Raw genomic sequence first — 24,004 nt, 5'->3', positions numbered from 1 at the left:
ATGGGACTGGTAGAATCGCCGCCGGTTCACACGAGGTTTATCCATGCACGATCCCCACAGCGAACGCATGAGTGGCAGCGAGACCCGCGCCGCAGGCGGCCTGGCCCTGGTGTTCGCCTTCCGTATGCTGGGCATGTTCATGGTCCTGCCGGTACTGGCGACCTATGGCATGGACCTGGCCGGTGCCACCCCGGCACTGATCGGCCTGGCCATTGGTGCCTACGGCCTGACCCAGGCTTTCCTGCAGATCCCGTTCGGGGTGATTTCCGATCGCATCGGCCGTCGCCCGGTGATTTACCTGGGCCTGGTGATCTTTGCCCTGGGCAGCGTGCTGGCGGCCCAGGCCGACTCGATCTGGGGGGTGATTGCCGGACGCATCCTGCAAGGCGCCGGGGCGATTTCTGCCGCGGTCATGGCCTTGCTCTCGGACCTGACCCGCGAACAGCACCGCACCAAGGCCATGGCCATGATCGGCATGAGCATCGGCCTGTCGTTTGCCGTGGCCATGGTCGTCGGCCCGCTGGTCACCCGTGCCTTTGGCCTCTCGGGGTTGTTCCTGGCCACCGCGGCCATGGCCGTAGTCGGTATTGCGATCATTGCCTTTGTCGTGCCGCCGTCCCACGGCGCGTTGCAGCATCGTGAGTCCGGGGTCGCCAAGCAGGCGCTGATGCCGACCCTGCGCCACCCGGACCTGCTGCGCCTGGACGTGGGCATCTTCGTCTTGCATGCCATTCTGATGGCCAGTTTCATCGCTTTGCCGCTGGCTTTCGTCGAGCGCGGCGGCCTGCCGAAAGAAGAGCACTGGTGGGTGTACCTGACCGCCTTGCTGATTTCATTTTTTGCAATGATCCCGTTCATCATCTACGGCGAAAAAAAGCGCAAGATGAAACGTGTCCTGCTGGGCGCGGTCAGTGTGTTGATGCTCACCGAGCTATTCTTCTGGCTGTCAGCAGACAACTTGCACGAACTGGTGATCGGCACCGTGATATTCTTCACCGCCTTCAACCTGCTGGAGGCATCCTTGCCTTCACTGGTAAGCAAGGTGTCGCCCGCCGGCGGCAAGGGCACGGCCATGGGGGTATATTCCACCAGCCAGTTCCTTGGTGCCGCGTTGGGAGGAATTCTCGGTGGCTGGTTGTTCCAGCACGGTGGCCTGAGCACGGTGTTCCTTGGCTGCGCAGCGTTGTGTGCCCTGTGGTGGGTCGTGGCGCTGAGCATGCGTGAACCGCCGTACGTGACCAGCCTGCGCATGCCGTTATCGGCCGAGGCGGTACGGGAAGCGGGGCTGACCGAGCGGCTGATGGCCGTCCCGGGTGTGACCGACGCAGTGGTGGTGGCCGATGAAGCCGCCATCTATATCAAACTTGATACACAAATTTTGGATCGCACGACCCTGGAACGCCTGGTAAACCCGGCTTCCTCCGCGTGCGAAGCCTAGGAGAACGTTATGGCCCGTGGGGTTAACAAAGTCATTCTGGTCGGTACCTGCGGCCAGGATCCCGAAGTCCGCTACCTGCCCAACGGTAACGCCGTGACCAACCTGAGCCTGGCTACCAGCGAGCAGTGGACCGACAAGCAGACCGGCCAGAAGGTCGAGCGCACCGAATGGCACCGCGTATCGATGTTCGGCAAAGTTGCCGAAATCGCCGGTGAATACCTGCGCAAAGGCTCGCAAGTCTACATCGAAGGCAAGCTGCAGACCCGCGAGTGGGAAAAGGACGGCATCAAGCGTTACACCACCGAAATCGTCGTCGACATGCAGGGCACCATGCAACTGCTCGGTGGCCGCCCGCAGAACCAGGACGGCGCCCCGCAAGGCGGCAACAACTACAACCAGGCGCCACGCCAACAGGCTCCGCGTCCACAGCAGTCCGCGCCGCAACAGCGCCCGGCGCCTCAGCAGGCCGCACCGCAGCCGGCTCCGGACTTCGACAGCTTCGATGACGATATTCCGTTCTGATTCGCCACGCTGACCGCAATACCCTCAAAACGCCCGGTGCATCGCATCGGGCGTTTTGCTTTTTGTCGACCGACAATCCGTTTTCATCCCGCTCCCGGGAATCTTGACTAGAGTGACAGTTGGCGGCCATCAATCTGCCGCCACCGTGATCGTTTCAAGAGACGCCGGCAACGTCCCGCGCGTCCACCACCTGATCAGGAGTGCACGATGGATCTCAACCGTCGGCAGTTCTTCAAGGTCGCAGCAGTTGGCCTTGGAGGCTCGAGCCTGGCAGCGTTGGGCATGGCCCCGACACCTGCCTTCGCCGAGCAGGTGCGCCACTTCAAGCTGGCGCACACTAAGGAAACGCGCAACACCTGCCCCTATTGCTCGGTCGGCTGTGGCCTGATCCTGTACAGCCAGGGGGACGGCGGCAAGAACGTTGCGCAGAACATCATCCATATCGAAGGCGACGCCGACCATCCGGTGAACCGCGGTACGCTGTGCCCGAAAGGCGCCGGCCTGCTCGACTTTATCCACAGCCCCAGCCGCTTGCAGTACCCGCAGGTGCGCAAGCCCGGCAGCAGCGAGTGGACGCGGGTGTCCTGGGATGAGGCGCTGGACCGTATCGCCGATCTGGTCAAGACCGACCGCGACGCCAACTTCATCGAGAAGAATGCCCAGGGGCAGACGGTCAACCGTTGGCTGACCACGGGTTTTTTGGCGGCATCGGCGGCGTCCAGCGAAGCCGGTTACCTGACCCACAAGGTCATTCGCAGCCTGGGCATGCTGGGGTTCGATAACCAAGCGCGTGTCTGACATGGCCCGACGGTGGCAAGTCTTGCCCCGACGTACGGCCGTGGTGCCATGACCAACCACTGGACCGATATCGCCAACGCGAATCTGATCCTGGTGATGGGCGGCAACGCAGCAGAAGCGCACCCGTGCGGCTTCAAATGGGTGACCGAAGCCAAGGCCCATAACAAGGCCCGGCTGATTGTGGTCGACCCGCGGTTTACCCGTACCGCGTCGGTGGCCGATTACTACGCGCCAATTCGTACCGGTAGCGATATCGCCTTCATGGGCGGCCTGATCAATTACTTGCTGAGTAACGACAAGATCCAGCACGAGTACGTGCGCAACTACACCGACGTGTCGTTTATCGTCAAAGCCGGCTTTGGCTTCGAGGATGGCCTGTTCAGTGGCTATGACGCGGCCAAGCGCAGCTACACCGACAAGTCCGGCTGGGGTTACGAGCTGGGCGAGGACGGCTTTGCCAAGGTCGACCCGACCCTGCAGGACCCGCGCTGCGTCTACCAGCTGATGAAGCTGCACTACAGCCGCTACACCGCGGACCTGGCGAGCATGACCTGCGGCATGCCGCAAGACCGCATGCTGAAGATCTGGGAAGAGATCGCTACCTGCTCGCAACCGGGCAAGACCATGACGATTCTCTATGCCCTGGGCTGGACCCAGCACTCGATCGGTGCGCAGATCATTCGCAGTGCGGCGATGGTGCAACTGCTGCTGGGTAACGTCGGCATGCCCGGTGGCGGGGTCAACGCCCTGCGCGGGCACTCCAATATCCAGGGGCTTACTGACCTGGGCCTGTTGTCCAATTCGCTGCCAGGCTACCTGACCCTACCGGGCGATGCCGAGCAGGACTACGACGCCTACATCGCCAAGCGGGCGCTCAAGCCGTTGCGGCCCGGGCAGCTGTCGTACTGGCAGAACTACGGCAAGTTCCACGTCAGCCTGATGAAAGCCTGGTATGGCGCCAATGCCAGCGCCGAAAACCATTGGGGCTACGACTGGCTGCCGAAGCTGGATATTCCCGGTTACGACGTGCTGAAGATGTTCGACCTGATGGGCCAGGGCAAGGTCAACGGCTACATGTGCCAGGGCTTTAACCCGATTGCCGCGTTGCCGGACAAAAACCGCGTGACTGCGGCCCTGAGCAAGCTCAAGTGGCTGGTGGTGATGGACCCGCTGGCCACCGAGACCTCGGAGTTCTGGCGCAACGTCGGGCCCTATAACGACGTGCAGAGCGAGGCTATCCAGACCGAAGTCATCCGCCTGCCCACCACCTGCTTTGCCGAAGAGGACGGCTCGCTGGTCAACAGCAGCCGCTGGTTGCAATGGCACTGGAAGGGCGCCGACGGCCCGGGGGAAACCCGCACCGACGTGCGCATCATGAGTGAGCTGTTCCTGCGCCTGCGCAAACGCTACCAGACCGAAGGCGGCGCCTTTGCCGAGCCGCTGTTGAACCTCAGCTGGCCCTACAAGGTAGCCGATGAACCGTCGCCCGAAGAACTGGCCAGGGAGCTCAACGGCAACGCCGTCAGCGACCTCACTGATGCCACTGGCGCTACCCTCAAGGCCGGCCAGCAGTTGTCCGGTTTTGCCCAGCTCAAGGATGACGGCAGTACTGCTTCTGGCTGCTGGATCTTCTGCGGCAGCTGGACCGAGCAGGGTAACCAGATGGCCCGGCGCGACAACAGCGACCCATTCGGCATGAAGCAGAACCTCGGCTGGGCCTGGGCCTGGCCGGCCAACCGGCGGATCCTCTACAACCGCGCCTCGGCCGACCCGCAAGGCAAGCCGTGGGACCCGAACAAGCGCCTGGTGTGGTGGAACGGCAAAGCCTGGGGCGGCACCGATACCCCGGACTACAAGGCAGACGTGCCGCCAGAGGCCGGCATGAACCCGTTCATCATGAACCCTGAAGGGGTGGCGCGCTTCTTTGCCGTCGACAAGATGAACGAAGGCCCGTTCCCCGAGCACTACGAGCCTTTCGAAACGCCGATCGGCATCAACCCGCTGCACCCGAACAACAAGCAGGCGACCAGCAACCCGGCCGGGCGCATCTTCGATTCGGTGTGGGACACCCTTGGCCAGGCCAAGGATTTCCCTTACGCGGCGACCAGTTACCGGCTGACCGAGCATTTCCACTTCTGGAGCAAGCACTGCAAGCTCAACGCCATTGCCCAGCCCGAGCAGTTTGTCGAGATCGGCGAAGTGCTGGCGCAAGAGAAGGGCATCGTCGCCGGCGACCGCGTGCGGGTCACCTGCAAGCGCGGGCATATCGAGGCGGTGGCGGTGGTCACCAAGCGCATCCGGCCGTTGCAGGTCAACAACCAGACCGTGCACCAGATCGGCATTCCGCTGCACTGGGGCTTCACCGGCAGTACCCGCCACGGCTACCTGACCAACACCCTGGTGCCGTTCCTCGGTGATGGTAATACGCAGACGCCGGAATCCAAGTCGTTCCTGGTCAACGTGGAGAAAATCTGATGGCTAGCCAAGACATCATCGCCCGTTCGGCCACCACCACGCCGCCCTCGTCGATCCGCCAGCTGGAGGAGGTGGCCAAGCTGATCGACACCACCAAGTGCATCGGTTGCAAGGCCTGCCAGGTGGCCTGTTCGGAGTGGAACGAGCTGCGAGACGAGGTCGGTCACAACCATGGCACCTACGACAACCCCCAGGACCTGAGCGCCGAAACCTGGACGCTGATGCGTTTTACCGAGCACGAAACCGGCGACGGCAACCTGGAGTGGCTGATCCGCAAGGACGGTTGCATGCACTGCGCCGATCCCGGTTGCCTGAAGGCCTGTCCGAGCCCGGGGGCAATCATCAAGCATGCCAACGGCATCGTCGATTTCAACCAGGACCACTGCATTGGCTGCGGCTACTGCATCACCGGCTGCCCGTTCAACATCCCGCGAATCTCGCAGAAGGACCACAAGGCCTACAAGTGCACCCTGTGTTCCGACCGGGTGTCGGTGGGGCTGGAGCCGGCCTGTGTGAAAACCTGTCCGACCGGCGCCATTGTCTTCGGCAGCAAGCAGGACATGAAGGAGCACGCCGCCGAGCGCATCGTCGACCTCAAGTCGCGGGGTTTCGACAACGCCGGCCTGTACGATCCCGATGGTGTCGGCGGTACCCACGTGATGTACGTGCTGCACCATGCCGATACCCCGCGTTTGTACGCGGGCCTGCCGGACCAGCCGATCATCAGCCCGCTGGTAGGCCTGTGGAAAGGCGTGACCAAGCCGCTGGCGCTGCTGGCCATGGGCGCGGCGGTGCTCGCCGGGTTCTTCCACTATGTGCGCGTCGGCCCGCAGCGGGTCGAAGAGGACGAGCACCCGAGCCCTGCGGATACCAGTGTGCAGGTGGTCGACCCGGCGGTGCATGTCTATGACCCGAACCGGCCGGGCGGGCAAGGGGAGGAACGACCATGAACGACAAACCTATCCTGCGCTACAACGCCAACGAACGGACCAATCACTGGCTGGTGGCGATCCTGTTCATCATGGCCGGGTTGTCGGGGCTGGCACTGTTTCACCCGGCACTGTTCTGGCTCAGCCATCTCTTCGGCGGCGGGCCGTGGACACGGATTTTGCATCCGTTCATGGGCGTGTTGATGTTCGTGTTTTTTGTTGGCCTGGTGCTGCGTTTCTGGCGGGCGAACTACTTCATCGCCAACGACCGCCTATGGCTCAAGCGTATCGACCGGGTGATGCGCAACGAAGAGGAGGGCGTACCGCCAATCGGCAAGTACAACCCCGGGCAGAAGCTGCTGTTCTGGACCTTGCTGCTGTGCATGCTGGTGCTGTTGATCAGCGGCGTGGTGATCTGGCGGGCCTACTTCAGCAGTTATTTCGGTATCGGTTCGATTCGCCTGGCGACCCTGGCGCACGCCCTGGCGGCGTTCGTGCTGGTGCTGAGCATCATCGTCCATATTTACGCCGGGATCTGGATCAAGGGTTCGGTCAGCGCCATGCTGCATGGCTGGGTCAGCCGCGCCTGGGCGAAAAAACACCATGAGCTGTGGTATCGGGAAGTGACCGGCGACAAACAGCCGCCACCGCCGATCAATAAAAAAGGATGAGCGCTTGAGTACTCTTCTGGAACCCGGGCAGATCGAAGCGGCGGCCAGCACGCCGCCGTTTCTCTACCTGCCGCCGAAGAACCTGTTCGCCCTGCGTGCGCAGCGCCTGGAGCAACTGGCCGAGGGCAACCCGCTGGTGGATTACCTGCGTCTGCTGGCCGGCCTCTGCCATGTGCAACAGAGCCTGCTCGACCAGCCGCCTGCCGCAGCTCCCAGCGACAGCGAACGCCAGCGCCTGTGTGTCGAGCATGGCTTGCCGCCGCTGGCTGCCGACAGCCTGGTGCGCGACGGACACTGGCTGGCTTATCTACAGGCGTTGTTGCAGCGCTATCCGGCTTCGAGTGGCGCCGTGGCCGATGCCGTGTCTGTGCTGCAATGCGCCGCCGATGAGCAGCGCAAGCTGTGGGCCATCGCCTTGCTCACAGGTTCGTACAGCCTGGTGCCGGCGGCGCTGGTGCCGTTCCTGGGCGCGGCGTTGCAGGCGGCCTGGAGCCATTGGCTGCTGAGCCTGCAGGGGGTCGAACTGAAAGCGGCGGACAGCCTCTGCCAATGCCCGGCCTGTGGCTCGCCGGCCATGGCCGGGGTCATCCGCCATCGCGGCAAGTACAACGGCCTACGTTACCTGGTGTGTTCGCTGTGTGCCTGCGAATGGCATGTGGTGCGGGTCAAATGCGTGTACTGCGAACAGAGCAAGGGCCTCAAGTACTTCAGCTTCGAGGATGACCGCTACGCCAGCGCCAAGGCGCCGCTGCAGGCCGAATGCTGTCCGGGCTGCAACACCTACCTAAAGCATATCTACCTGGAAAACGACGCCGATGCCGAAGCACTGTCGGCCGACCTTGCCAGCCTGGCGCTGGACCTGCGCCTGGATCAGGAAGGCTTCCAGCGCCTGGCGCCGAACCTTTTGCTGGCGCCGGGAGGGGAGTGAGATCGGGTCTACACTGAGGTTTTGCCCATGGCCAGCGCCCACTGAAGTTGAGAACCGTCTGAATGCCGTCCAACCTCGCCAAGCTCCCGATCCGCCTGCCCTCCATCGACACTCTGTTGCGTCACCCCGCCAGCCAGCCGCTGACCGAGCGCTATGGCCGCGACGCGCTGCTGGCGACCTTGCGCCAGTTGCTCGACGACCTGCGCGAGGACGCCCGGCTCGGCCAACTGGACGCCGCTGAACTGGCCGCGCCGGTGCTGCTCGGCCGCGCCGGCGAGCGCCTGGTGGTTCGCCACCGCAGCCAGGTGCGGCGGGTCTTCAACCTCACCGGCACGGTGCTGCACACCAACCTGGGCCGGGCCTTGCTGCCCGAGGAAGCCATCGACGCCGTGCAACTGGCGGCCCGCTATCCGCTCAACCTCGAGTTCGACCTGGCCAGCGGCAAGCGCGGCGATCGCGATGACCTGATTGAAGGCTTGATCCGCGAACTCACCGGCGCCGAAGCCGTCACCGTGGTCAACAACAACGCCGCGGCCGTGCTGCTGGCGCTCAACAGCCTCGGTGCGCGCAAAGAGGGGATCATCTCGCGCGGTGAGTTGATCGAGATTGGTGGCGCTTTTCGCATTCCCGACATCATGGCCCGCGCCGGGGTCAAGCTGCATGAGGTGGGCACCACCAATCGCACCCATGCCCGCGATTACGAGGCGGCCATCGGCCCGCGCAGCGGCCTGTTGATGCGCGTGCATTGCAGCAATTACAGCATTCAAGGCTTCACCACCCAGGTGCCGACCGCAGAACTGGCGCGCTTGGCTCATCGCCATGATTTGCCCCTGCTCGAAGACCTCGGCAGCGGCAGCCTGCTCGACTTGAGCCGCTGGGGCCTGCCGGCCGAGCCGACTGTGCGCCAGGCCCTGGCCGATGGCGCCGATCTTGTCACCTTCAGCGGCGACAAGCTGTTGGGCGGGCCACAGGCTGGCATCATTGTCGGGCGCAAGGACTTGATCGCGCGGATCAAAAAGAACCCGCTCAAGCGCGCCTTGCGGGTCGACAAGCTCACCCTCGCAGCGCTTGAGGCGGTGCTGGGCTTGTACCGTAATCCTGATCAACTGGCCGAGCGCCTGCCCAGCCTGCGCCTGCTGACCCGGCCGCAGGCCGAGATTCTCCAGCAGGCCGAGCGCTTGCAGCCAGCGTTGGCGCAACAGCTGGGCGAGCAGTGGACGGTCAGCGCAGAGCTTGCATTGGGCATGATCGGCAGTGGCAGCCAGCCGGTGGCGCGCTTGCCCAGTGCGGCCTTGTGTGTGCGCCCGCAGGTGTCCAAGCGCCTGCGCGGTCGCGCCTTGCATGGCCTGGAACGCGCGCTGCGGGCCTTGCCGATTCCAGTGCTCGGGCGCATCGATGACGATGCGCTGTGGCTGGACCTGCGCCAGCTCGATGACGAAACCGCGTGGCTGGCGCAACTGGCGCAGGTGCAGGCGTGATTATCGGTACCGCCGGGCATATCGACCACGGCAAGACCGCTTTGCTCGAGGCCCTGACCGGCCAGGCGGGCGACCAGCGCCGGGAAGAGCGCGAGCGCGGCATGACCATCGACCTCGGCTATCGTTATGCCGCCCTCAGCCCTGGCGCAGCTCTAACCGGCTTTATCGACGTGCCCGGTCACGAGCGGTTTATCCACAACATGCTCGCTGGCGCCCAGGGCATCGACCTGGTGCTGCTGGTCGTGGCCGCCGATGACGGGGTGATGCCGCAGACCCGCGAGCACCTGGCGATCGTCGAGCTGCTGGGTATTCCCCAGGCCTTGGTGGTAATCAGCAAGTGCGACCGGGTCGAGCCGCAGCGGCTGCAGGAAGTGCAAGCCCAGGTCAGCGTGCTGCTGGCTGCCGGGCCGTACGCGGGGGCGGCGCAGTTCGTGGTTTCCAGCGTTACCGGCGAGGGCATCGAGGCGCTGCGCCAGGCCTTACTGGCGGCTCAGGCTGAGGTTAGCCAGCGCAGCAGCCAGGGCGGTTTTCGCCTGGCCATCGACCGTGCGTTCGCGGTTGCCGGTGCCGGTATCGTGGTCACCGGCACGGCGCTGGACGGGCGTGTGCAACTGGGCGACAGCCTGCTGCTCGGCAAAGCCGGCAAGCCGGTGCGGGTGCGTGGCCTGCATGCGCAGAACCAGGCCGCCGTTGAGGCCCAAGCTGGGCAGCGGGTGGCCTTGAACATCAGTGCCGAGCGCCTGGCCCTTGAGCAAATTCACCGTGGCGACTGGTTGCTTGCCGAGTGGCTGCATGCGCCGACCCAGCGCGTGGACATCGAGCTGCAACTGCTGGCCAGCGAACTGCGCGCCTTCGAGCACTTCAGCCCGGTGCATGTGCACCTGGGCACCCAGGATGTCACCGCCCGGGTAGCGTTGTTGCAGGGCGAGCATGTGCTACCGGGCAAGCGCATGTTCGCCCAACTGCTCACCAATGCACCGGTACAGGCGGTGCACGGTGATCGCTTGGTGCTGCGTGACCAGCGTGCGCAACGTACCCTCGGTGGCGGCCGGGTGCTCGATCCCTTTGCACCTGCGCGCCAGCGCCGCAGCGAGGCGCGCATTGCCCAGTTGCAGGCCCTGGCTGGCGCCGACAGCCTTGAGCAGGCCTTGCCGGCGCTGCTGGCCAGTGATGACCTGGGCCTCGACCCGCAACGCCTGGAGCGCCAGTTCAATCGCCTGCGCAGCTGCTGGCAACTGCCGGCCAATGTCCAGGTAATCGCCACTCGCCAAGGCCCGCTGCTGTTTACCGATGAGCATTGGCAAACTCTGCAAACGGCGTTGCTGGAGGGGCTGGCGCGGTTTCATGAACAGGAGCCGGACCAGCTCGGTCCTGATCGTGATCGCTTGCGCCGCTTTGTTGGCCTGACCCTTGAGCGCCCGGCCTTCATCAGCCTGGTGGATGAACTGCTCGCCAGCGGCAAGTTGGTCAGCAGCGGGCCCTGGCTGCACCTGCCCGAGCACCAGATACGCTTGAGCGATGCTGACTCGCAGCTGTGGAGCCAGGTGCAGCCATTGCTGGTCGAGGGGCTGTTCGACCCGCCCTGGGTACGCGACCTGGCCAGGTCGCTACAAGTCGATGAAGCCGAGGTGCGCCTGTTGCTGCGCAAGCTTGGGCGTTTGGGCCAGGTGCACCAGGTGGTGCGCGATCTGTTCTATCCTGAGGCCACGATCCGGCAAATGGCGGCTATGCTCTTGCAGCTGGCCAGCGACGATCCGGTGGTGCAGGTGGCGGCGTTTCGCGATGTGCTGGGGATCGGGCGCAAGCGCAGTGTGCAGGTACTCGAGTACTTCGACCGTATCGGCCTGACCCGGCGTGTCGGTGACCGACGCCAGGTTCGCGCCGACAATGCCCTGGCCCAGGCGCCGGGGCAGTAACCCGTTCAAGGAAGGCAATCGCGCCCGGTGGCGCGGCCGGGCTTCAAACCCGGTTGGGGACGGCAGCCGTTCCCGGGCAGGTTCGACTCCCGCTGCCTTCCGCCATTTCTACTGGGCGCGCTCGCCGCACAGGTCCTGGGCGAACCAGTGTTCCGCCGCTTGCACATCGAGCCCGGCACCGAGCAAAGCGAACATCTTGCCCAGCGCCGCTTCGCGGGTCATGCCGCCGGCGCTGACCAGGCCGGTATCGCGCAGGCGGCTGCCGGCCGCATAGGTGTCGAAGTGCACCGCGCCTTCCGGACACTGGCTGATGGCCGCAATCAACACCCCGCCTTGGCGGGCGTCGTGCAGCGCATCGAGCAGGTCCTGATCGTCCGATGGCCCGGTGCCGCTGCCGTAGCACTCCAGCAGCAAGCCCTGCACGCCGCTAGAGAGCAGGCCGCGCAGATGGCCGACCTGCAGCCCGGGGAACACCGGCAGCACCATCAGGTTTACCGGTTGGCGTGGCTGGCGGTAATCCAGGCAGGCCGGGAGCGACTCGGCGCGTTGTCCATCGCGCTCACGCGGCAGCGCGGCGAAGGCATCGAAGGCTTCGCTGCGCAGCTTCGACGCGCGCGCGCCGTGCAGCAGCTGGCCGTGGAAATACAGCTGCACGCCATCGTCGATACCGGATGCCATCACCCGCAGGGCGCCGCAAAGGTTGTCCCAGGCGTCGCTGTCGGCGGTGCCGGCCGGCAACATCGAGCCGGTCAGCAGTACCGGTACTGGCAGGCCGAGCAGCAAAAACGACAGCGCCGCTGCGGTGTAGGCCAGGGTGTCGGTGCCGTGCAGCAGCAGGATACCGTCGTGGCCATCGCGCTCCACCGCTTCGACAATCGCCTCGCGCATGGCCAGCCAGTTGCTTTGCTGCATGTTGGCGCTGTCGATCAATGGCCGCAGTTCGCACAGCCGCCAGTTCAACAGCGGTGCATCGGCCATTTGCTCCAGGTGCTCGCGCATACGCGCTTCAAAGCCGCCGGCAGGCGCCAGGCCCTGCGGGGTTTGCAGCATGCCGATGGTGCCGCCGGTGTACAGCACCAGAAGGTTGTTGACGGCGCGCATGTCAGCTCTGAGTCTGTGCGTTGGCGACGTTGACGTCGGTCCGGGTCTCGACCTGCGGATTCACTGGCCAGGCAGCCGGGTCCAGGTCCAGGTCGGAAAACTTCGACGCGTCGAACACTGGCTGGGCGATACCGGCGCGGCGCTGTTCGTCGTAGTCGCGCATCACCCGCAGGCCAACCTTGAACAACAGCGCCAGGGCTACCAGGTTGACGAACGCCAGGCAGGTCATGGTGATGTCGGCGAAAGCGAACACGGTCGACAGGTTTTGCACCGAACCCCAGAGAATCAGCAGCAGTACCAGGCCGCGGTAGCCCAGCAGCACCAGGCGGTTGCGGGTGAAGAACTGCAGGCTGGTTTCGCCCAGGTAGTAGTTGTAGAGGATGCAGGTGAAGACGAACAGCGACAGCGCGACGCTGACGAAAATCCGTCCCCAGTCACCGACTACCGCAGCCAGGGAGTTCTGGGTCAGGGCAATGCCGTCACCTTCAAAGCCTGGGGTGTAGAAGCCCGAGAGCAGGATCAGCAGTGCGGTGCAGGTGCAGATCACGAAGGTGTCGAGGAACACGCTGAACGCCTGGACCACACCTTGGGCGGCCGGGTGTTTCACCGCGGCCACGGCGGCGACGTTCGGCGCACTGCCAAGGCCGGCTTCGTTGGCGAACACGCCACGTTTGACGCCCATGACGATAGCGCTGCCGAGCAGGCCGGCAAAGGCCGGATCAAGGCCGAAAGCGCTCTTGACGATGGTTTCGAGCATGGCCGGCACGTGTTCGATCTGGGTGAAAATCACGTACAGGGTCACGCCGATGTAGGCCAGGGTCTTGACCGGGACCAGTAGGTCGGACACCGAGGCGATACGCTTGATACCGCCGATGAACACCAGGCCGAGCAGGGCGGCGAGGGCGATACCGGTGTATTTCGGCTCGAAGCCGAAGGCGTTCTGCAGCGAGTGGGTCACGGTGTAGGACTGCAGGCCATTGAAGGTAAAGCCGTAGGTCACCAGCAGCAGAATCGCGAACACCATCGCCATCCAGCGCAGCTTCAGGCCGTGCTGGATGTAGTAGGCCGGGCCGCCACGGTACAGGCCGTCGCCGTCGCTACGTTTGTAGACCTGGGCCAGGGTGCACTCGAAAAAGCTGCTGGACATGCCCACCAGCGCGGTCACCCACATCCAGAACACCGCGCCCGGGCCGCCGAGGGTCACGGCGATGCCGACACCGGCGATATTACCGGCACCGACGCGGCCGGCCAGGCTCAGCATCAGCGCCTGGAACGAGCTCAGCTGGCCTGCCTGGCCGCGCAGGGATTCCTTGAAGACGCTGAACATGTGGCCGAAATGGCGGAACTGGACGAAACGGGAGCGCAGGGTGAAGTAGCTGCCGAGTCCGACGATAAGCACGATGAGGAGTTTCCCCGAGAGGAAATCGTTGAGCGCTTCGAGCATGAAATGACCTCGATTCTTATTCTTCGCATGAAAGACGACAGGCCGGCGTCGATGCGCCGTGTCCGTGGGGCGCATGGTTGGTCATGACAAGACTGGTTACAATTTCGCGGGTTGCTCTCAGTTGATGCGACTTGATGCTAAACTGGCGCCTATCGCATCACCTGGAACGGCTCACATGAGCGAACATCTCGGCGCCAATCTCAAGCTCGCCTGCAGCCACTACCGCTCTATCTCGGAAGTTTGCCGGCAGCTGTCGATCAATCGTGCACAGTTCAACAAGTACCTGAGCGGGCAAAGCCAGCCGACGGCGTACAACCTCAAGCGCATCGGCGATTTCTTCGGTGTCGAGGATTACGAACTGGGTTTGCCGCCGGAGCAGTTCGCGCGCCTGATTGGTGCGCGCAGTACCGCCAACCAGGCGCTCAGCCACAACGATCCGCTGGCCGAGCTGCTGCGGCCGTTGCGCGAACACGCCGGCAACCTGTCGCGCTATTGCGGTTACTACTTCGAATACTCCAACTGCATGTCGGTACCCGGCTCCATCCTGCTGTCGCTGGTGCACCTGCGCGAAGAGCGCGGCAGTTTTCTGTTCGAGCGCCAGGAGCGTCAGGAGCGCTCCAGCAGTACCGATGTGCAGGCCGAAGACTGGGTGCGCTGCCGTTACCTGGGCGCGGCGTTCCAGTTGCAGGACCGCCTGTTTCTGCTCGATTACGAATCGCTGACGGTCAACGAGATGAGCCAGACCATCCTCATTCCCAGCTTCAAGAGCCGCATCACCCGCCTCAACGGTCTCAAGACCGGGGTTTCCAGCGGTGACCGGCGCACCCCGGCCTGCACCCGGGTGGTGTGGGAGTTCCTCGGCACCGAGATCAACCGCATCAGCGCCTACCGCCAGGTCAAGCTGTACCGCCCGGACGATCCACGGATCGACGACGACGTGCGTGAACGCCTGAGCGCCGGGCCGATCCGCAACGGCCTGTTCGAGATTGAATAACCCGCTTAGCCGAGAATGAACTCGGCCACCACCTGCGCCACCTGATTGGCCACCGCCGGCTTGTCGCGCAGGTGTGCGGCAATGCCGTGATCGCAGTCGGTCAGCAGCAGGCATTCCAGGTGCGGTGCCGGCACGGCGCGCAGCAGGGCCTGGGTGACTTCTTCAGGGATCGGGCTATAGCGCTGGGCGCCGGCCAGCCACAAGGTGCCCGCCGAGGTGCCTTCGGCTTGCCCGTAGGCTTTGGAGTTGAGCCCGTCGAATTCGCCGATCACCAGCAGTACCCGGCCCGCAAACGTGCGCAGAAACTCGTAGCTGTCGCAGTCGAGAAAGCCGTAGGGCTGGCGGATCGCTGCGCTGAAGGCCGGGCCGAACGGCGCCTGGTGGGCGGCGTCCGGGTAAACCGCCGGGCAGATCAGCACCAGTTTGTCGATGGCGGGCGTTTGCGCTGCCAGTTTCAGCGCGATGGCGCCACCCAGGCTGTGGCCGAGCAGGGTCTGGCAGCGCTCGGCGATATGCCGGTGAAAGCGCTGCGCTTCTTCCAGGTTGGTGGTCAGCGACGGCTGCGGCGCGCCGGGCTCGGCGGCCAGGCTGTGGCCGGAGAGGTTGCCGGTCAGTGAGCCGATCCCCTGCTGCTGCAGGCGATACAGCAGCGGGTTGAGGCGGGTGAAGTCCGAGCGCGCGCCACCGATCACGAACATCGGCGCAGCGCGCTCCTGGTCAGGTATAAGCAGCCGCGCCTGTTGCTGGAAACCGTCGAAGGTTTCGCTGATGAAGCGCTCGGTAGCCGGCGCGGGTTCGTCGTACTGCCAGGTGGAGCGTTGAGTCGAAATTGCTTCCAGGTGCATGGACACCGCCTATAAAAACTGATGTTGCAGCCATTCGCCAAGGGGGTTGCCGGCGCTGAGCAGCAGCTTGAGGGCCATGATGCAGCACACGCAGACCAGCAGCGGCTTGATCAGTTTAGGACCGAAATGCACCGCGCAGCGAGCCCCCAGTTGCGCGCCGACGAAGGCCGCGCAAGCCATCGCCAGGGCCAGCGGCCAGACGATCGCGCCGCTCAGGGAAAACACCGACAGCGCCCCGAGGTTGCAGGCGGCGTTGAGCAGTTTGCTGTTGCACACCGCGCGCAGCATCGGCTGGCCGAGCAGAACCACGCACGCCACCATGTAGAACGAGCCAACGCCGGGGCCGAACACCCCGTCGTAGAAGCCGATCACCGGCGCCACTGCCAGGCAGAAAAGGCTGATCGAGATCCTCGCTTTGCGCTGCTGCTCGTCCGGCTTGGGGCTGAAGGCAAAGTAGGCGGCCACCAGGATCAGCAGCACCGGTACGCAGGCCTGGAGGAAACTCTTGGGCACCAGGCTCACCGACAGCGCCCCGAGGGCGCCACCGGCAAAAGCCATGGCCGCCATGGGCAGGCCGCGCTTCCAGTCGATCATGCCCTTGCGGGCAAAGGCAAAGGTGGCCGAGACCGTCGCCGAGGCGGCCTGGAACTTGTTGGTGGCGATCGCTGCCAGCGGGTCGATGCCGGCAACGAACAGCACCGGCAGGGTGATCAGCCCGCCGCCGCCGGCGATGGCATCGAAAAATCCGGCCATCAGCGCTACCGACGCCAGGGTCAGCAGCAGGGTGATATCAATTTCCATCATCGGGGGGTTCCCTTGTTCAGCCACGTACCAGCAGCGGGTCATCGTTGAGGACTATCGGGCGCGCGAATCGCGAGTAGCCGAACAGGCGCACCAGCAGGCGCCGGTTGTCCTGGAGAATGTCGCGCCCATGCAGGGCGCGGCAGTTATTGATCAGCAAGGCGCTATCGGGTTGGAGCACGAACGGCAAGGGCTGGGCGTCCCGGACCAGCGCCTGGAAGGCGTCGAAGGCACGGGCTGCGGCGTCGCTGGCGTGATCGTTCAACGAGAAACGATACGAGTTGTAGCGCAGGCTGAAACCGCCGTCGGGATCGAACTGCAGCATCGACGTGGCCTGGCCGGCCTCGCCTTGACCGGCGACAAAGCACTCGCTGCGGGTGAAGTCGAAGGAGGCCGAGGTCAACGCCAGCGCATGCAGGCTGCCCAGTTGCTCGATGATGGCGCGCAGCGGGATGATCCGGGTCGGTTCGCCCGCCGGGTTCCAGCGCGCGGAAAGGATCAGCGCTGACGGCGCAGGTGAGCGGCCCTCGCTGGCGGCAACCGAACAGTTGTAGGGCGCTTCGGTATGCGGGCCCAGGCGCAACCCGGCGTGAGAGCTGAGTTCGACTTCGGTGTGCTGGTGTTCGTCGGGGCGGGGCACGCTGCCGCCGCCTTTGAAGTTGCCGACCAGCCGCATGATCTGGCCTTCGTTGTCGATATCGAAGGCAAAGGCCCGGTAGTTCACCAGCTCCAGCAGCAACTGGTTGCGCGAGGCCAGGTACAGGCAGCGCTCGCTCTGAGCCAGGGTGGCCAGCTCAGGCAGATGCTCGGACAGCGGATCGCTGCCGGGGCAGGCCATCTGCGAGCACATCAGGGCGGACAACTGGCCATCGGCAAAGCGTTGCAACACGGCCTTCTGGCTGGCGTCGAGGGTAGGGTGCAGGCGTTGTGCCCACTGGCGCGCCTGGTTGGCGACTCCGCGGGCCTGAGGGCCGCCGAGTTCGGCGAGGTGCTGGCTGGCAGCTGCCAGCGTACGGGCCTGGTCCTGGTCGAAACTCAGGTACGCGACTTCCGAATCCTGCATGGGAAACATTCCTTTGTTATTGGTTTTATCTGGCAATCCGTGCCGACCAGGGTGCAGAAAGTGCTGCTGCGCCCCGGCGAACGAATAAGCTAACTATTCTCCTGGTTAATCCATTCAGGCGAGTCAGCTCATTCCGGGCGCAGTATAGGCAGTTTCCGGATTTGTGTAAGCACAGGAAAAACCTTGCCCTCAGCGCCGCGCCGGGCGGGACGGGCGCCCCTGTGTTGGACTTCCCCTGCCGGAAACCGCAAAATGAAGGCTTTCTTCCAATAATCTGATCGGACCTGCTGACTCTATGCGAATGCGCCTGATGCTGTTGGGTGGTGGAAGTGCCCTCGGGCAAGCGCTGATTCGACTCGGGGCCGAGGAAGATATCGGCTTTCTGGCACCGCGCCCGCCGGACAGCGGCTGGGATCCGGCGAGCCTGACCCAGTTGCTCGACGACACCCGCCCTGATGCGCTGATCAACCTGGCTTACTACTTCGACTGGTTCCAGGCCGAAGCGGTCAGCGAGCAGCGCCTGGCCCAGCAGGAGCGCGCCGTCGAGCGCCTGGCCGAGCTGTGTCAGCACCACAACATCATTCTTGTCCAGCCGTCCAGCTACCGGGTCTTCGATGGCTCGCGGGCGACCGCCTACAGCGAAAAGGACGAGCCAGTGCCGCTGGGCCTGCGTGGCCAGGCCCTGTGGCGCATCGAGCAGAGCGTGCGCGCCACCTGCCCGCAGCATGTGTTGCTGCGCTTTGGCTGGGTGCTTGACGAGAGTATCGATGGCGTCCTCGGCCGCTTCCTGACCCGCGCCGAGCAACCGCAGGAACTGCTGCTGGCCGATGACCGGCGCGGCAACCCGACGCCGGTGGACGACGCTGCGCGGGTAATCCTCTCGGTGCTCAAGCAGCTCGATTGCGCCGCGCCCCTGTGGGGCACCTATCACTATGCCGGGAACGAGGCGACCACGCCGCTGGCGCTGGGGCAGGCTATCCTCACGGAAGCGGCCCAGTTGCATAAGCTGGCGGTACAGGCCCCGACCGCGCAGGCCCACGCCGCGCGCCCGGACGCCAGCGAAGAACCGCAGCATGCGGTGCTGGCCTGCAAGAAAATCCTCCACACCTTCGGCATCAAGCCCCGCGCCTGGCGCGCCGGTTTGCCGCCCTTACTGGATCGCTTCTATCGTCATGGCTGATGCCCCTATTCTGATCACCGGTGGCGCCGGCTTCATCGGTTCCCACCTCAGCGATGCGTTGCTGGAAAAAGGCTATAGCGTGCGTATCCTCGACGACCTGTCGACGGGCAAGCGCAGCAACCTGCAGATCGACAACCCCCGGCTGCAACTGGTCGAAGGTGATGTCGCCGACGCCGAACTGGTCAAGCGCGCCGCGGCCGGTTGCCAGGCGGTGGTGCACCTGGCCGCGGTCGCCTCGGTACAGGCCTCGGTGGACGACCCGGTGAAAACCCACCAGAGCAACTTCATCGGCACCCTCAACGTGTGCGAGGCCATGCGCCTGAACGGCATCAAGCGCGTGCTGTTTGCCTCCAGCGCGGCGGTGTACGGCAACAATGGCGAAGGCCAGTCGATTGTCGAAGACACGCCCAAGGCGCCGTTGACGCCTTACGCGGTGGATAAACTGGCCAGCGAGCAGTACCTGGACTTCTACCGCCGCCAGCATGGCCTGGAGCCGGTGGTGTTCCGCTTTTTCAATATCTTCGGCCCGCGCCAGGATCCTTCCTCGCCGTATTCCGGGGTTATCAGCATCTTCTGCGAGCGCGCCCTGAACGGCACGCCGATCACCCTGTTTGGCGACGGTGAGCAGACCCGCGATTTTCTCTATGTTGGCGATCTGGTCACGGTAATGGTCCAGGCGCTGGAGTTGGCACAGGTCGAGGAGGGCGCGGTGAACATCGGCCTGAACCAGGCCACTTCGCTGAACCAGTTGCTGGCGGCATTGAAGTCGGTGGTTGGCGATTTGCCGGCGATCAGCCATGGGCCGGCGCGCTCGGGCGATATCCGCCATTCGCGGGCGAACAACCAGCGCTTGCTGGCACGTTTTGATTTCCCTGAGCCGACGCCGCTGGTAGTGGGGCTGGCGCGACTTTTAGGACGCTGAAAAGCAGCGCGGGGCAAGCCCGCTCCTACATCACGCTGTAGGAGCGGGCTTGCCCCGCGATGTGCGTTTGAAGACGCTTAGAACTTGTAACCCACGCCAACCATGTAGACCCATGGATCGACATCGACGTCGACCTTGGTCTTGCCAACGCCCAGGGCGCTCGGGCCGTCGATGGTGGCCTTGGTGTCGATGTCGACGTACCAGACCGCGGCGTTGATCAGGAAGTTGTCGTTGATCATGTAGTCCATGCCCAACTGACCGGCCAGGCCGACCGAGTCTTTCAACTTCATGTTGCTGAAGCCTTGAGCCTTGCGGTTGCTGCTCAGGTCTTCGTCAAAGAACATGGTGTAGTTCAGACCGATACCGGCGTAAGGCTGGAACTTCGACGAAGCTTCCATCGGGTAGTACTGCAGCGACAGGGTCGGTGGCAGTTGCTTGATGTCGCCCAGCTTGCCATCCAGGCCAGCGCCCAGGCCCTTGACGCCCACGGTGTGCTGGAACGGAGTGGCGGCCAGCAGCTCGAGGCCGATGTGGTCGGTCAGCATGTAGGCAAACGCCAGGCCCAGCTGGGTGTCGCTGTCCAGAGTAGCCTTGGTGCCGGACATCTTGGTGCCGTCGAGCTTGATGTCGCCGCTGTTCTCGTTGGGAGCGGTAGTGATCGCACCGGCACGCAGGATGAAGTCGCCAGCCTGGTGGGCGTGGGCAACAGGGGCTGCAAGCGCCAGAGCAACGAGCGAGGCGCCAAGCAAGGACTTGTTCATGGAAGCTCCCAAAGGACGTTTAGAATTTAATGAGTCCAATGGTAAGGAGCTGACGGACGGCGACTTTTGACGCAGCTCAATGAAATCGTCAAAGGCTGACAAGCGGCCTTTCATTCTAGCTCGTATGCGTAGATTTTCTCGGCTTCCATCTGATATCCGGCATCGGCCAGCTCGCTGCTGGAGGCTTTGACCTGCATCTGGCCTTCAATCCAGTACGGTTGGTAGAGGTCTTCGACCTTGACGCCGATCTCGCTGAAGATGTGAACGATCTGGTTCGACGGCGGTGGCGGTACATGAATGCAGGCGCCGTAGTAAGGCACCAGCAGGAACTCGGTGGTGCGGCCTTCTTCGCTGACCTCCAGCGGCACGATATACCCCGGCAGTTTGACCTGCTGGCCATCCAGGGCCTTGACCACCGGGGCATTGGGTGCGGTTTGCCGCGCAGCGGGTGCCGATTCGGCAGCCAGGGCCTCGCTCAGTTGCGAAAGGTCGTGCAGCGGCGCCAGTTGTGGATGGATCACCGGCGCCCCGGCCGGGATCAGTTGCTGCCACTCCAGGGTGCGCGGTTCAGCGGCCCACAGGGGCGAGGCAATCAACAGCAGCAACAGCAGCAAGACGCGGTTCATCGAGGTACTCACAGGTGAATGGACAGGCCGTCGGCCAGCGACTGGCGATAGGCGCGCCAGGCCGGCACGCTGCCCATCAGCAAGGCGGCGCCAAGGATGATGCCCAGCAGGGTCCATTCATGGGCGCTGGGCCAGGCCAGCGGCAGCAACAGGCCGTAATTGGCCTGCACGTAACCCTGGGCCAGGGCGATGCAGGCGTACAACAAAGCCACCCCGGCGATGATGCCGGCCACCGCCAGGGCCAGTGCTTCGAGCACCAGCAGCCCGGCAATGTGCCAGGGACGCGCGCCGACCGAGCGCAGGATGGCCATTTCCCGGCGCCGTTCGTTGAGGCTGGTGAGGATCGCCGTGAGCATGCCAATCAGGCCGGTCAGCACCACGAATAGCGAGACCACGAACAGCGCCTGCTCGGCCGTGCCCATCAGGCTCCAGAGCTCTTGCAGGGCCACGCCCGGGAGGATCGCCAGCAGCGGCTCGTTGCGGTACTCGTTGATCTCCCGTTGCAGGCTGAAGGTGGCCACCTTGTTGTTCAGGCCGAGCATGAAGGCGGTGATGGCGGCGGGCTTGAGGTCCATGTTGCGCGCCTGATCGGCGCTGATACGCCCGGCGCCGCGGGCCGGCATGCCGTTGTGCCAGTCAATGTGGATGGCCTCCATACCGCCCAGGCTGATGTGCAGGGTGCGGTCGACCGGGGTGCCGGTGCGTTGCAGCACGCCGACCACGGTGAATGGTTTGTCATCGTGTTTGACCAGGCTGATGGCCGCCACGCCATGGGCCAGCACCAGCTTGTCGCCCAGCTTGTAGTGCAGGGCATCGGCCACCTCGGCACCAAGCACCACCTCGAACGGGTCGCTGGCGAAAGCGCGGCCCTCGGCCAGTTGCAGGTTCTGCTTGCGGCCGTACTGGTAGTGCTCGAAATAGCGCGCGTCGGTGCCCATCACCCGGTAGCCGCGATGGGAATCGCCCAGGGAGATGGGAATGGCCCATTTCACCCGTTTGTCGCTGGCGTAGTGTTCGAAGCTCTCCCAGCGGATGTTGTTGGTGGCGTTGCCGATGCGAAACACCGAGTACAGCAGCAGGTTCACCGAGCCCGAGCGGGCGCCGACAATCAGGTCGGTGCCGCTGATGGTGCTGGCAAAGCTGGCGCGGGCTTCGGTGCGCACCCGCTCGACCGCCAGCAGCAGGCACACCGACAGGGCGATGGCGAAGGCGGTCAAAAATGCAGTAAAGCGGCGGTTGGCCAGGCTGGCCAGGGCAAGGCGGAGCAGGTACATCAGGCCTCCAGGTCGTTGGCCGGGCGGGCCGCGCGGTTGAGTTCGGCAAGGGACAGCTGGCGGTCGAACAACGGTGCCAGGCTCTGGTCGTGGCTGACGAACAGCAGGCTCGAGCCGGCCGCACGGCATTCGGCGAACAACAGGCGGATGAAGGCTTCGCGGGTGTCGGCGTCGAGGGCTGATGTTGGCTCGTCGGCGATTACCAGCTCCGGCTGGCCGATCAAGGCCCGGGCGGCGGCAACGCGCTGTTGCTGGCCGATCGACAGGCTGCCCGCGCGGCGGGCAAGCAACGCCGGGTCTTTCAGGCCCAGGTGGGCGAGCAGGCTGGCGGCGGCCTGGTCGATGCTGCCATGGCGCTCGGCGGCGCGTTGTGCGCGGCTGCGCGAGAAGCGGCAGGGCAGTTCGACGTTCTCCCGTACCGAGAGAAACGGCAGCAGGTTGAACTGCTGGAAGATGTAGCCGGTGTGATCGACGCGAAAACGGTCGCGGGCGGCCAGCTTCAGTTCGCTCAAGTCCTGGCCGAGCAGGCGGATGCTGCCGCGATCGGGCTTTTGCACACCGCCCAAAAGGCCCAGCAGGGTGGTCTTGCCGCTGCCGCTGGGGCCTTTGAGAAACAACGATTCGCCGGCTTCCAGGCGCAGGGTGGGAATCTCCAGCAGGGGGGCTTGGCCCGGCCAGGCGAAGCCCAGGTCGGTCAGTTCAATCAGTGCCTGGCTCATAAATGAACGCCCGGGTTACCCCGGGCGTTTCGCTGCAAAAGGGCTATCAGAAGTTGATCGTGGCCTTGGCCGGGGTCGCTTCGACACCTTGCTGGCCGTTGGGCCCGATCAGTTGCAGGGTAATTTTCTGGGTGGCGGGGAAGGCCTTGAACAACGGAGTCAGGTCGAGGCTCTTGAGTTCAGCGGGCTTGTCGCAGGTCAGCCGGTAATGGGCATGGACCTCACTGTGCTCATGGCCTTCGTGCTCGTCGCCGTCATCATCGACTGCCGGCTTGTCGCCGAACAGCGGGCTTTCCAGCTCCTGGTCACTTTCGCTGCAGTTGGCCGCCTTGGCCAGGCCGAACAGCGCCAATGGTTTTTCCAATTGTGAACGCACGGCAGCAACCTTGGCTTTGTCGGCGGCGCTGGTGGCCGGGTGTTCGAAGCCGACCAGGTTCATCGCCGGGCTGTCCAGTTCCAGTTCCAGGGACTTGTCGTCGAGCACCACATTCAAGCGCGCGACGCCGTGTTCATGGGCGCCGAGGCTGCCATGGGCGTGGTCATGATCGTGGTCGTGGCCTTCATGGGCGTGGGCGACGGCCAGGGGCAACAAGGCAAACGGCAAGGCGAGCAACAGACGACGCATGGGCTGACTCCGCGGAGGCACTGGAATGATTTGGTAATGTTATAACAACTTGTTCGGCGTGCGCCAGTGTGCTTGGCGATGAAGCGTTGGCGTGGGAGCATGGGCCCATTGACTGCGCACAAGGACACCCCCATGCGAATTCGCGGACACATCGGCGACTGGCCGGTAGACCTGACCCTGGAACTGGACCCGGCGGAATGGGCGCAACTGGGCGGCCAGCTGGCCGCTGTGACGCCAGCGCCTGCAGCAGCGGCGAGTGCGGTTGCGGCGGTGCGACCGGATGATGCGCTCTGGCAGGCGGCGCGCGAGGTACTGCGCAAGGCCGGGCAGCTCAACGGGCCGGAGTTGCTTGAACACTTGGAAGGGCTGGCGGGCAATACCGCGGCGGGCAAGCGACTGCTGGTGCGCCTGCGCCACAGTGCCGAGGTGAAGGTGCAAAGCGGGGCGGATGCGCCGGTTTATCACTGGGTGGGGTAATGAGGGTGTCGCGGGGC

Annotated in this window: 22 protein-coding genes and 1 tRNA gene; 13 read left to right on the top strand and 10 right to left on the bottom strand. The window is 64.4% G+C overall.

What is annotated here, in order from left to right:
* The first annotated feature begins 43 nt into the window (after positions 1 to 43).
* From UB48_RS19405 to UB48_RS19360, 9 genes are all read left to right on the top strand, one after another.
* On the top strand, positions 44 to 1,438 hold the full coding sequence (locus tag UB48_RS19405; RefSeq protein WP_045200021.1) for an MFS transporter: 1,395 nt from the start codon (positions 44 to 46) through the stop codon (positions 1,436 to 1,438).
* Between the two features lie 9 nt (positions 1,439 to 1,447).
* Positions 1,448 to 1,960 carry a single-stranded DNA-binding protein gene (locus UB48_RS19400; RefSeq protein ID WP_045200019.1) on the top strand — a complete coding sequence of 171 codons (513 nt, stop codon included), beginning with the start codon at positions 1,448 to 1,450 and terminating at the stop codon, positions 1,958 to 1,960.
* Positions 1,961 to 2,167: 207 nt separating this feature from the next.
* Positions 2,168 to 5,233, top strand: a complete 3,066-nt coding sequence (fdnG, locus tag UB48_RS19390; RefSeq protein WP_156160223.1) for a formate dehydrogenase-N subunit alpha — start codon at positions 2,168 to 2,170, stop codon at positions 5,231 to 5,233.
* On the top strand, positions 5,233 to 6,183 hold the full coding sequence (gene fdxH, locus UB48_RS19385; RefSeq protein ID WP_045200013.1) for a formate dehydrogenase subunit beta: 951 nt from the start codon (positions 5,233 to 5,235) through the stop codon (positions 6,181 to 6,183). Before fdnG ends, fdxH begins: the two co-directional genes overlap by 1 nt.
* A complete protein-coding gene (locus tag UB48_RS19380) occupies positions 6,180 to 6,833 on the top strand; it encodes a formate dehydrogenase subunit gamma (RefSeq protein WP_045200010.1) in 654 nt (217 codons plus the stop codon). Before fdxH ends, UB48_RS19380 begins: the two co-directional genes overlap by 4 nt.
* Before the next feature lie 4 nt (positions 6,834 to 6,837).
* Positions 6,838 to 7,761: a formate dehydrogenase accessory protein FdhE gene (gene fdhE / locus UB48_RS19375; protein ID WP_045200008.1), complete on the top strand. Its 924-nt coding sequence runs from the start codon at positions 6,838 to 6,840 to the stop codon at positions 7,759 to 7,761.
* A 62-nt stretch (positions 7,762 to 7,823) separates the two neighbouring features.
* Positions 7,824 to 9,239 (top strand): L-seryl-tRNA(Sec) selenium transferase, encoded by a 1,416-nt coding sequence (gene selA, locus UB48_RS19370; RefSeq protein ID WP_045200006.1) that lies wholly within the window; start codon positions 7,824 to 7,826, stop codon positions 9,237 to 9,239.
* The gene (selB, locus tag UB48_RS19365) at positions 9,236 to 11,155 is read left to right on the top strand and encodes a selenocysteine-specific translation elongation factor (RefSeq protein ID WP_045200004.1); all 1,920 of its coding nucleotides are present in this window, start codon (positions 9,236 to 9,238) and stop codon (positions 11,153 to 11,155) included. Before selA ends, selB begins: the two co-directional genes overlap by 4 nt.
* 9 nt (positions 11,156 to 11,164) lie before the next feature.
* Positions 11,165 to 11,260, top strand: a tRNA-Sec gene (locus UB48_RS19360).
* A 3-nt stretch (positions 11,261 to 11,263) separates the two neighbouring features.
* Here the strand turns inward: UB48_RS19360 and UB48_RS19355 are convergent.
* Both UB48_RS19355 and UB48_RS19350 read right to left on the bottom strand, forming a co-directional pair.
* A complete protein-coding gene (locus UB48_RS19355) occupies positions 11,264 to 12,256 on the bottom strand; it encodes an asparaginase (protein WP_045200002.1) in 993 nt (330 codons plus the stop codon).
* Position 12,257: 1 nt separating this feature from the next.
* Positions 12,258 to 13,700, bottom strand: a complete 1,443-nt coding sequence (locus UB48_RS19350) for a sodium:alanine symporter family protein (protein ID WP_045200000.1) — start codon at positions 13,698 to 13,700, stop codon at positions 12,258 to 12,260.
* 175 nt (positions 13,701 to 13,875) lie between these two features.
* Between UB48_RS19350 and UB48_RS19345 the strand changes: the two genes are divergently transcribed.
* Positions 13,876 to 14,694 carry a helix-turn-helix transcriptional regulator gene (locus tag UB48_RS19345; protein WP_045199998.1) on the top strand — a complete coding sequence of 273 codons (819 nt, stop codon included), beginning with the start codon at positions 13,876 to 13,878 and terminating at the stop codon, positions 14,692 to 14,694.
* Between the two features lie 5 nt (positions 14,695 to 14,699).
* Here UB48_RS19345 and UB48_RS19340 read toward each other — a convergent pair whose 3' ends face one another.
* From UB48_RS19340 to UB48_RS19330, 3 genes are read right to left on the bottom strand one after another with little or no spacing between them, the layout of a single operon-like run.
* On the bottom strand, positions 14,700 to 15,539 hold the full coding sequence (locus tag UB48_RS19340; protein WP_045199997.1) for an alpha/beta hydrolase: 840 nt from the start codon (positions 15,537 to 15,539) through the stop codon (positions 14,700 to 14,702).
* A gap of 9 nt (positions 15,540 to 15,548) precedes the next feature.
* On the bottom strand, positions 15,549 to 16,343 hold the full coding sequence (locus UB48_RS19335; protein ID WP_045199995.1) for a TSUP family transporter: 795 nt from the start codon (positions 16,341 to 16,343) through the stop codon (positions 15,549 to 15,551).
* A 16-nt stretch (positions 16,344 to 16,359) separates the two neighbouring features.
* Positions 16,360 to 17,403: a TauD/TfdA family dioxygenase gene (locus UB48_RS19330; RefSeq protein WP_045199993.1), complete on the bottom strand. Its 1,044-nt coding sequence runs from the start codon at positions 17,401 to 17,403 to the stop codon at positions 16,360 to 16,362.
* A gap of 295 nt (positions 17,404 to 17,698) precedes the next feature.
* On the opposite strand from UB48_RS19330, the gene UB48_RS19325 reads away from it, so the two are divergent.
* Both UB48_RS19325 and UB48_RS19320 read left to right on the top strand, forming a co-directional pair.
* Positions 17,699 to 18,583: a sugar nucleotide-binding protein gene (locus UB48_RS19325; protein ID WP_045199991.1), complete on the top strand. Its 885-nt coding sequence runs from the start codon at positions 17,699 to 17,701 to the stop codon at positions 18,581 to 18,583.
* Entirely contained in the window at positions 18,576 to 19,505 is a 930-nt protein-coding gene (locus UB48_RS19320; RefSeq protein ID WP_045199989.1) for an NAD-dependent epimerase/dehydratase family protein, read from the top strand. Before UB48_RS19325 ends, UB48_RS19320 begins: the two co-directional genes overlap by 8 nt.
* A gap of 77 nt (positions 19,506 to 19,582) precedes the next feature.
* Here the strand turns inward: UB48_RS19320 and UB48_RS19315 are convergent, their stop codons facing one another.
* The 5 genes from UB48_RS19315 to UB48_RS19295 form a co-directional block, all read right to left on the bottom strand.
* The gene (locus UB48_RS19315; protein WP_038998518.1) at positions 19,583 to 20,266 is read right to left on the bottom strand and encodes an OmpW family protein; all 684 of its coding nucleotides are present in this window, start codon (positions 20,264 to 20,266) and stop codon (positions 19,583 to 19,585) included.
* A gap of 110 nt (positions 20,267 to 20,376) precedes the next feature.
* Positions 20,377 to 20,892 carry a DUF3299 domain-containing protein gene (locus UB48_RS19310; protein WP_045199988.1) on the bottom strand — a complete coding sequence of 172 codons (516 nt, stop codon included), beginning with the start codon at positions 20,890 to 20,892 and terminating at the stop codon, positions 20,377 to 20,379.
* Between the two features lie 8 nt (positions 20,893 to 20,900).
* On the bottom strand, positions 20,901 to 22,166 hold the full coding sequence (locus UB48_RS19305) for an ABC transporter permease (RefSeq protein ID WP_045199986.1): 1,266 nt from the start codon (positions 22,164 to 22,166) through the stop codon (positions 20,901 to 20,903).
* On the bottom strand, positions 22,166 to 22,885 hold the full coding sequence (locus UB48_RS19300; protein ID WP_045199985.1) for an ABC transporter ATP-binding protein: 720 nt from the start codon (positions 22,883 to 22,885) through the stop codon (positions 22,166 to 22,168). The genes UB48_RS19305 and UB48_RS19300 overlap by 1 nt, the downstream gene beginning before the upstream one ends.
* A 46-nt stretch (positions 22,886 to 22,931) precedes the next feature.
* Positions 22,932 to 23,510, bottom strand: coding sequence for a DUF2796 domain-containing protein (locus UB48_RS19295; RefSeq protein WP_045199983.1), 579 nt, complete (start codon positions 23,508 to 23,510; stop codon positions 22,932 to 22,934).
* 132 nt (positions 23,511 to 23,642) lie between these two features.
* On the opposite strand from UB48_RS19295, the gene UB48_RS19290 reads away from it, so the two are divergent.
* A complete protein-coding gene (locus UB48_RS19290; protein WP_045199981.1) occupies positions 23,643 to 23,987 on the top strand; it encodes a hypothetical protein in 345 nt (114 codons plus the stop codon).
* Positions 23,988 to 24,004 lie beyond the last annotated feature (17 nt).

Origin of the sequence: Pseudomonas sp. 2(2015) (assembly GCF_000955865.1) — a bacterium.
Taxonomy (GTDB): domain Bacteria; phylum Pseudomonadota; class Gammaproteobacteria; order Pseudomonadales; family Pseudomonadaceae; genus Aquipseudomonas.
Note: the sequence above shows the minus strand (reverse complement) of the source record. Positions and strands in the feature narration are given on the sequence as shown.